This window comes from Dellaglioa sp. CoH-57-MRSF-18 (assembly GCF_056781995.1).
Genome location: NZ_JBXAXX010000004.1, coordinates 176,968 through 184,786, shown reverse-complemented (window position 1 = coordinate 184,786; position 7,819 = coordinate 176,968). Strand labels below are relative to the sequence as shown.

General features: G+C 34.7%; 5 protein-coding genes and 1 pseudogene. 4 read left to right on the top strand and 2 right to left on the bottom strand.

Annotation, left to right across the window (positions count from 1 at the left end; genetic code table 11):
* Positions 1–85: 85 nt before the first annotated feature.
* A pseudogene (locus AC1RPG_RS06045) lies at positions 86–508 on the top strand (transposase); the annotation flags it as partial.
* Positions 509–634: 126 nt separating this feature from the next.
* Here AC1RPG_RS06045 and AC1RPG_RS06040 read toward each other — a convergent pair.
* Positions 635–2,545 carry an acyltransferase family protein gene (locus AC1RPG_RS06040; protein WP_481761719.1) on the bottom strand — a complete coding sequence of 637 codons (1,911 nt, stop codon included), beginning with the start codon at positions 2,543–2,545 and terminating at the stop codon, positions 635–637.
* An 81-nt stretch (positions 2,546–2,626) separates the two neighbouring features.
* Positions 2,627–3,943: a GTPase ObgE gene (gene obgE / locus AC1RPG_RS06035; RefSeq protein WP_409022424.1), complete on the bottom strand. Its 1,317-nt coding sequence runs from the start codon at positions 3,941–3,943 to the stop codon at positions 2,627–2,629.
* 194 nt (positions 3,944–4,137) lie between these two features.
* On the opposite strand from obgE, the gene AC1RPG_RS06030 reads away from it, so the two are divergent.
* Genes AC1RPG_RS06030 through AC1RPG_RS06020 form a run of 3 tightly spaced genes read left to right on the top strand, consistent with a single transcriptional unit; the run spans position 4,138 to position 7,754 of the window.
* Complete coding sequence (locus AC1RPG_RS06030) at positions 4,138–4,893, top strand: DeoR/GlpR family DNA-binding transcription regulator (RefSeq protein WP_481761718.1); 756 nt, start codon at positions 4,138–4,140, stop codon at positions 4,891–4,893.
* Positions 4,890–5,801, top strand: coding sequence for a 1-phosphofructokinase (gene pfkB / locus AC1RPG_RS06025; protein WP_481761717.1), 912 nt, complete (start codon positions 4,890–4,892; stop codon positions 5,799–5,801). The genes AC1RPG_RS06030 and pfkB overlap by 4 nt, the downstream gene beginning before the upstream one ends.
* A 24-nt stretch (positions 5,802–5,825) precedes the next feature.
* Entirely contained in the window at positions 5,826–7,754 is a 1,929-nt protein-coding gene (locus AC1RPG_RS06020; RefSeq protein ID WP_409022421.1) for a PTS fructose transporter subunit IIABC, read from the top strand.
* Positions 7,755–7,819 lie beyond the last annotated feature (65 nt).

The following is a 7,819-nucleotide window of genomic DNA, read 5'->3' as shown; positions in this document are numbered from 1 at the left end:
GGACATACAAAAATCCCTCCATGATTATCGGATGAAATTATATTATTTCATCTGACAACCATAAAGGGATTATTACAAAGCTTTAAAAACTCAGTGGCGCCTTTTTCACAAACAAGAAACAGAACTAGAAAGTTCAAAATCTGTTTATTTTTTTAGTACGAAAGAATATATGACGCAACAGAATGTTGTTGATTTAGGATTAGAACAAAGTTCTAACTTCAAAAAAGTCTATGAAACATATCAAGATATTTTATTAGCTATCAATAAAGCCGACACTTCTAATTTAACTCAGTTATTAGAAGACTATCAACCTAATAACAGTGAAATGGATACTGTAATAACCACTTTTAAAAAGAATCAGCATTATATTAAAAATAGTTTATCTTCACCATATTCAAATGGCCCTATAGAGGGACTTAACCGAAAAATTAAAACACTTAAACGTAGCTGTTACGGTTTCAGAAACTGGCATCATCTATTTGAAAGAATTTTATTAATTCATAACTAAAAAAAGGAAATCCTTTTGGATTTCCCTTAATTAAATTAGACGTTTATCGTCTCACCAACACTATTTGACGCAGACCCAAAAATAAGAAGCCCTACAAACCATAGTTTGTAGGGCTTCTTAAGTATTTTACATATTTTTAATTAATTGTCTTGCAATATACGTTGCATAATACTTTGAACCATCGGGATCTGGATGAACATTATCATCATAAAACCACTCTGTATGATCCTTACTATATGAATACCAATCAATTATATGCAAATTTGAATATTTTTTCTTTTGTGTCTCCAACATGCTATTAACGGTACCTTCCCAACGCCTTGTTGGGACATGTACATTAATCCAGTAAACTTGTTTCCCCGAACCAACTGCACTCATAATATCGTCAAACTGATCGGTTGTAAATGGACTATTTGTCCCTAAACCAATAACAACGTTATCTTGAAGTTTACCTTGCTTAGCCAACAACCTAATATCATCAGCAGCTGTATATACCTGACGACCGACTTTTGCATCAACATACATATGTGGGAAATCATCTTGTAATATGTTTTCTCCATCTGCCAATACAGAATCACCAATTGCCGTTGCATATACGCTTGAGGCTTTTTTTGTCTCAGCCTTTGTTAATGATGTTGGGCTTTGTTTTTCAGCAACTACTTTTGAAGAACTAGTTTTAGAAGCACTTTTGCTACTTGATTGTTTTTTCTTAGAACTAGACGAGCTCGGTTTTTTTAATGCGTCAGCATTCTTTTTATCAGCTACTTTAGCATTCTCACTAATAGTATTCTGTAAAGCATTCACTCCAGTAATTGAAAGACTTGGTCCGTTAATTATTCCAAACAACGCTATACCAATTATTAATGCACCCACAATAATAGAAAATTTTTGACGAGTTTTTTTAATATCCTTTGTAAAGGTTTCTTTAATAAATGTAAATGTTTGTTTATAATTAAATCTTTGTAGAGGTCTTTCTAAGAATCGATATGACAAATCACTCACTAATAAAATGATAGATATTTCAATTAGCGCGTTTAGCCATGGATGATCACCTATACTCTGAATCTTTGACTCATAGAATACCATTATTGGAAATTGATATAGGTAAATGCCATAACTTCTCTTACCAACCCAAGTAAAAACAGGATTTGTCATAATTTTGTTCATATCCGCTCCAGGATGTGCAATTGTAGCTACAAAAATCATAACTAAAACTGAAAAGAAAAACATCCCTCCACGATAAACAAGCGAACTTTGATCTGACATAGTCAAAAACAAACTAATAATTGTTATGAGCGATACTATACCTAACGCATCTAAAACAAATCGGCCTTTTTTTGAAATTTCCTTTTTTAAAGAACTGCTTGGCCAAATAAATGAAAGTGCTGACCCCAATAAAATTGAAAACATTCTTGTATCCGTTCCATAATAGACACGACTTGGATCAGATCCTGCTTTATACAAGAAGGCCATCGCTAATGCGGAAATAAAAGCTAAGATAAAGATAAGATTAAAAATCCGTTCTTTTCGTTTTAAAAACACAATTAGCAACGCCACTATAATAGGCCAGAAAAAATAGTACTGACCTTCAATTGATAGCGACCAAAGATGCGTAAATGGTGATGGCGTCCCGAAATGATCAAAATATGATTCTTTGTGCAAAACTTGAAACCAATTATAAACATATAACAAATTTGATGCGAAAATTTCTTGAATATTTTTCAATAACTCTCTTTGAAATAGTGTTATATAGGCAATAGTTGCAATCAACATCGTCAATAACGCTGGATAAAGTCGTCGAACCCGTCGAATATAAAAGCCTAGAACATCAATTTTTTTATTTTGTTCCCATTCCTGATTAAGTAAATCAGTAATCAAGTAACCCGATACAACAAAAAATATCGGTACACCTAAGTATCCACCTTGTAGACTAGATGGCACGAGGTGATAAAGGATAACCCCAATAACAGCCAATGTCCTCACGCCATCAAAGCCAGTAATATATCTGGCTTTTTTTAATCTTTTTTTCTTATCCATCTTGTTCCGTTCTCCTCTTATCTTATATAAATTACCCTTTTATTTGCTGATAGCGTAACCGTAAATTATTAATATTCCGAATTATTCAACGAACTCAAATGAGAATTTATCAATTCTCACTATATCCCCACTTTTAGCACCACGTTCACGTAAAGCATCATCGACACCCATACCACGAAGTTGACGTGCAAAACGCATCAAACTTTCGTCTCGGTCCATATTTGTCATTTGGTATAGACGTTCTAATTTTTCTCCAGAAAGAACCCAAGTTAAATCTTCATCCCTATTAATAACAAAATCAGGTGCAGATTTTTCTTGTTCTTTTTCGAAATCATAGATTTTTTGTTGTGCTTCTTGTTCTTTCAAGTTTAGTGCTGGGAACATTGGTGTTTCTTCCAATAAATCACCAGCTACATTCATTAAGGTTTGTAGTCCCTCACGAGTAATAGAAGAAGTAGAAAATACACGAGGTGTTTCTTCCACTGTAGAATCTTCTGCCAATTGTTTTTTAAATGCTTCTAACTGTTCTGCAGCCCCTGGCATATCCATCTTACTTGCCACAATTAATTGCGGACGTTCAAGTAATTCAGGGTCATAATTTTTTAATTCTTTATTAATCTTAAGATAGTCGTCAAACGGATCACGACCTTCTTCAGGATTCATATCAACTAAATGAAGAATAACACGTGTCCGCTCAATATGACGTAAAAATTGAATTCCTAATCCAACGCCAACTGAAGCCCCTTCAATCAATCCGGGTAAATCAGCAATAACAAAATCACGGTTATCATCTAAACGAACCATCCCTAAATTAGGTGATAACGTTGTAAAATGATAATCTGCAATTTTAGGTTTGGCACTTGTCACAACTGAAAGAAGCGTTGACTTACCGACAGATGGAAATCCAACTAACCCAACATCAGCTAAAACTTTTAATTCAAGTTGAATTTTACGTTCTACTCCAGGTTCACCATTTTCAGAAATTTCTGGAGCTGGATTTTTAGGACTAGCAAATCTAATATTGCCACGACCACCTCGACCACCCTTGGCAACAACAGCATAATCTCCTTTATGAACGAGATCAGCGATTACTGCTCCTGTTTCAGCATCTTTAATTGTTGTTCCTTCTGGTACTTGAACTCTTTTATCAGGTGCACCATGTCCGTGCATCCCTTTAATCATTCCTTTTTCACCAGATTCAGCTCTAAAATGTTTACTGTATCTAAAATCCATTAAAGTTCTTAATCCTTCATCTACTTCAAATACAATACTACCACCACGGCCACCATCACCACCGGCTGGTCCACCATTAGGTACATATTTTTCTCGACGGAACGCTACCATCCCGTCGCCACCTTTACCTGCTTTTATTTCAATTGTAACTTGATCTATAAACATACGATCACCTATTCTTTCCGTTGACTACTAACTTACTATTTTAAAGAAGAAAAAGTCATTTGTCTATGTATTTACTTAACTCTTTTAAAAATTCAAGCCAATTTCTCATATTTCAAATTTTTTTGGTATTTTTGAATGTTTTTGGTTGATTTTGAATGTTTTTGGTGGTATTTTATTTATAAGGAGTTGAGAAAGTGCTTACAATTGAAAGGTGCCAATATATTATTTCTGAAATTGACAAACATGGTTATATTAAGTTACAAGATATTTGTCATAAATTAAATGTCTCAGAATCAACTGTTCGACGCGATTTACAGCAGCTTGAAACTGATGGTGAATTAGTAAGAGTTCATGGTGGTGCACAAAGCATCCAATCATTAAAAGTTGAAGCAAATTTAGAAGAAAAATTTTCATTAAATACGCCAAATAAAATAGCAGTTGCTAAAGCTGCTGCAAATTTAATCAAACCTAATAATGTGATTTTTCTTGATGCTGGTAGTACAACTTTCGCAATGATTCCCTATCTTAAGTTAGTTAACAATCTAACTGTTGTTACAAACGGTGTTAATCATGCACTTTCTCTTTCTGAAAATGATATTAGAACAATCGTCATCGGTGGTCAAGTTAAAGCTAATACAAAGGCTATTGTGGGAGCTGATAGTATTAAATCAATCAAGAACCTTCAATTTGATTTAGTCTTTCTCGGTATTAATTCAATTAACAATAAATTTGGATTTAGCACACCAGATCCTGAAGAAGCCGCAGTTAAACTGGCCGCAATTCATCAAAGTCGACAAACTTATGTTTTAGCCGACAAATCAAAATTTAACCAAGTTTCATTCATTAAAGTTGCAGATCTTAATCAGGCTACAATTATCACTGATAAATTGCCGGTAACTGATTCTGAAAATTATAAAACACAAACAAAAATTTTGGAGGTACAACAATGATTTACACAGTAACTTTAAATCCTTCTATTGATTACATCGTTCAACTAGATAAGTTAACGCTTGGCGAAGTTAATCGGATGGATTATGATACAAAATTACCAGGTGGTAAAGGTATAAACGTTTCCCGAATTTTAAATGAATTGAATCAACCTAATAAAGCACTTGGTTTTATTGGTGGATTCACAGGTGAATTTATTAAGTCAGCTATGATAGCTAATCACCTAGATACTCAATTTACAAAAATAAAAGCTGATTCTAGAATTAATATTAAAATAAAAGCTGACCAAGAAACCGAAATAAATGGTAAGGGTCCTCTAATATCAGATGATGAACTTAAACTATTCAATGAGCAATTTGAAACATTGACGTCTGATGATACTGTCATTTTAGCTGGTAGTTTAGTTCCTAACCTATCTCAAGATTTTTATTATGAATTAATTAAAGTAATTCGTTCTAAAGGCGCACAATTTGTTATTGATACAACTGGTGAAGCACTATTGAAAACAATTAGTGAAAAACCTCTCGTCGTGAAACCAAATCACCATGAATTAGCCGAATTATTCAATGTTACTTTAAACGGTATCAACGATATTGTGAAATATGGTCAAAAATTATTAGAATTAGGTGCACAACATGTTTTAATTTCAATGGCTGGCGATGGCGGCCTATTGATTACTAAAGATGCTGTTTACCAAAGTAATGCGCCTAAAGGGACTGTTATTAATTCAGTTGGTGCTGGCGATTCAATGATTGCTGGTTTTACAGGTACCTTTGCAAAAACTAATGATCCTATTGAAAGTTTTAAATATGGACTAGCTTGTGGCTCCGCAACTGCATTTTCTGAAGATATTGCAACTATTGAAAAAATTAACGAAATTTTACCACAAATTGATATTAAGAAAATCTAACTATTATAAAAGGAGTTTTACACTATGGACTTAAATGAATTATTACTTAAAGATGTCATGATTATGGATCTTCAAGCAACAACAAAAGCCGAAGCAATTGATGAAATGGTACATAAATACTTTGAGGCTGGCGTGATTGATGATGAGGAACTTTACAAACAAGACATTCTAAAACGTGAAGCACAATCAACTACTGGTATCGGTGAAGGTATTGCCATGCCACATGCAAAAAATAAAGCTGTTAAACGTGCTACTGTCCTATTTGCTAAAAGTAAAGCAGGACTTGACTATGATTCACTTGATGGTCAACCTACATTTTTATTTTTCATGATTGCTGCTCCTGAAGGTGCAAACGATGCCCATTTACAAGCATTAGCTGCTTTATCAAGTCTATTAATTAATCCCGATTTAGTTGATAAATTAAAAACAGTCACAACTCCAGATGAGGTTCAAGCTGCCTTCACTGCCGCTGAAAATGAAAAAGAAGCAAAAGAAGCTGCTGCACAACTTGCTGCTAAAAACACTGATGTTAAACCATCAGGTAATCCATACGTGGTCGCTGTAACAGCCTGCCCTACTGGTATCGCTCATACTTATATGGCTGAAGCTGCCCTCATCAAACAAGCTGAAGAGATGGGCGTTGACATTAAAGTTGAAACAAATGGCTCAGAAGGTATTAAGCATCGTTTAACTGACGAAGAAATTAAACGTGCGTCTGGTGTCATTGTCGCCGCTGATAAAAAAGTTGCTATGGATCGTTTCGATGGCAAACCTTTAATTAACCGTCCTGTTACCGATGGTATTAAAAAAGCCGAAGAATTGATTACTGCCGCAGTAAACGGAAAAGCACCTATTTATCATGCTAAAGGAACCGACGCTGCTGAAAATGATGAAGAAACCTCTGGTAGTGTTTGGAATGAAATTTATAAGAACTTAATGAACGGTGTATCACACATGTTACCATTTGTTGTTGGTGGCGGTATCTTAATGGCACTCTCATTCATCGTTGAACAATACGTTCCCGGTGGCTCAAGTTCACAAACTTTTATCTTCTTAAATGGAATTGGTAATTATGCATTTGCTTTCTTAGTACCTATCTTAGCCGGTTTTATTGCTATGAGTATTGGTGATCGTCCTGCCCTTATGCCTGGTATTGTTGGTGGTTACATGGCTAACTTTGCTGCCGCAAATGTTATTAAAACTGAATCTGTTTCTGGTTTCTTAGGTGGTTTAGCAGCTGGTTTTATTGCCGGTTATGTTATTGTCGGTCTTAAAAAACTCTTTAAAAACTTACCAAAATCACTAGATGGGATGAAACCTATCCTAATCTACCCTATTTTATCCTTATTAATTGTCGGCGCGATTATGTTCTTTATGGTTAATCCTATCTTCGCACAAATTAATCATGTCTTGTCAGATTTCTTAACTCATATGGGAACAGCCAATGCCGTCTTAATCGGTACAATTCTTGCTGCTATGATGGCTATCGATATGGGTGGTCCATTTAACAAAGCAGCTTATACATTCTCAATTGGTGTCTTCACTTCTACTGGTGATGGTAAAATGATGGCTGCTGTTATGGTTGGTGGTATGATTCCTCCACTTGCAATAGCTATTGCATCAACATTCTGGAAAAATAAATTTTCTGAAGATGAAAGAAAAGCCGGTTTGTCAAACTACATTCTTGGTATTTCATTTATTACTGAAGGTGCTATTCCTTACGCAGCAGCAGATCCATTACACGTCATTACATCAAGTGTAATTGGTGCTGCAATCGGTGGTGGTTTAAGTCAATTCTGGAACGTCTCTGTTCCTGCACCTCATGGTGGTCTTTGGGTAATTGCCTTAGCTACAAATAAAACGTTCTACTTACTTTCTGTTTTAATTGGTGCTGCAGTTGCAGGGATTATCCTCGGTATCTGGCGTCCAGTTGCAAAAGAAAATAAGAAATAATTCGTTTAACTTTGAAGAGCTATCAGGATAATACCTGATAGCTCTTCTTTATTTTAAAATAAAAA

Excerpts from the sequence above, each read along its gene's own strand:
- AC1RPG_RS06020 (WP_409022421.1), top strand. The coding sequence starts at position 5,826 with ATGGACTTAAATGAATTATTACTTAAAGATGTCATGATTATGGATCTT.
- obgE (WP_409022424.1), bottom strand. The coding sequence starts at position 3,943 with ATGTTTATAGATCAAGTTACAATTGAAATAAAAGCAGGTAAAGGTGGC.
- AC1RPG_RS06040 (WP_481761719.1), bottom strand. The coding sequence starts at position 2,545 with ATGGATAAGAAAAAAAGATTAAAAAAAGCCAGATATATTACTGGCTTT.
- pfkB (WP_481761717.1), top strand. The coding sequence starts at position 4,890 with ATGATTTACACAGTAACTTTAAATCCTTCTATTGATTACATCGTTCAA.